1 pseudogene is annotated in these 1,594 nt (G+C 62.5%); it reads right to left on the bottom strand.

Annotated elements, in window-relative coordinates:
- Positions 1 to 1,594, bottom strand: a pseudogene (locus B7Y43_RS20025) (DNA-directed RNA polymerase subunit beta); the annotation flags it as partial.

Below are 1,594 nucleotides of genomic sequence, written 5' to 3'. Positions count from 1 at the left end.
GTTGAAGCTCTCCGGAATGCCGGCCTCGAAGCTGTCGTCACCCTTGACGATCGCTTCATAGACCTTGGTGCGGCCGACCACGTCATCGGACTTCACCGTTAGCATTTCCTGCAAGGTATAGGCGGCACCATAAGCCTGCAGCGCCCAGACCTCCATTTCACCGAAGCGCTGGCCACCGAACTGCGCCTTACCACCCAGCGGCTGCTGCGTGACGAGCGAGTATGGCCCGATCGAACGGGCGTGGATCTTGTCGTCGACCAGATGGTGGAGCTTGAGCATGTAGATGATGCCCACCGTCACCTTGCGATCGAACATCTCGCCGGTGCGTCCGTCGAACAGCTCCGACTGGCCCGATGTGTCGAGCCCAGCCAGCGCCAGCATTTCGGAGACGTCCTTCTCGCGCGCGCCGTCGAACACGGGGGTGCCCATCGGGATACCCGTCTTCGAATATTCGGCGAGCTCGGCGATCTGGTCACCGTCGCGGGCGTTGATATCGTCGGCATATTGCGGGCCGTAGATTTCGAGCAGCCGCTCCTTGACCGGGGCCGGCATTTCGCCGCCCTTGGCGTCCGGATTAGCCTCACGCCAGGCTTCGAGCGCTTGATGGACCTGCTGGCCCAGATTGCGCGCGGCCCAGCCGAGATGCGTCTCGAAAATCTGACCGACGTTCATGCGTGACGGCACGCCGAGCGGGTTGAGCACGAGATCAACCGGCGTCCCATCGGCGAGGAACGGCATGTCCTCCGCCGGCAGAATGCGCGAGATAACGCCCTTGTTGCCGTGACGACCGGCCATCTTGTCGCCCGGCTGCAGCTTGCGCTTCACCGCGACGAACACCTTGACCATCTTGAGCACGCCCGGTGGCAGCTCGTCACCACGCTCCAGCTTCTCGCGCCGATCATGGAACTTGTCGGTGATCAGCTTGACGGCATCGTCATACTGGCCCTTGACCGCTTCCAGATCGCTCTGGACCTTGTCGTCGGCAACCGCGAACTTCCACCATTCATGCTTGTCGACATTGTCGAGCAGGTCGCTGTCGATGACAACGCCCTTCTTCTGGCCCTTGGGCACGGCGGTCGCGGTCTGGCCCTCAAGCATTTCACGCAGGCGGCTCCAGGTCGCGCGGTTCAGGATCGAGCGCTCATCGTCCGAATCCTTCTTCAGCCGCTCGATTTCCTCGCGTTCGATCGCCATCGCGCGCTCGTCCTTGTCGATGCCGTGGCGGTTGAACACGCGGACCTCGACAACCGTCCCGGCAACGCCCGGCGGCAGGCGCAGCGAGGTGTCGCGCACGTCCGACGCCTTTTCACCAAAGATCGCGCGGAGCAGCTTTTCTTCCGGCGTCATCGGCGATTCACCCTTGGGGGTGATCTTGCCTGCCAGAATGTCGCCCGGCTCCACTTCGGCACCGATATAGACGATGCCCGCTTCGTCGAGGTTGCGGAGCGCTTCCTCGCCGACGTTCGGGATATCGCGGGTGATGTCCTCTGGCCCAAGCTTGGTGTCGCGCGCCATGACTTCGAATTCCTCGATATGGATCGAGGTGAAGACGTCGTCCTTGACGATGCGCTCGCTGATGAGGATCGAATCCTCA

This window comes from Sphingomonas sp. 28-62-20 (genome assembly GCF_002281505.1).
Note: the sequence above shows the minus strand (reverse complement) of the source record. Positions and strands in the feature narration are given on the sequence as shown.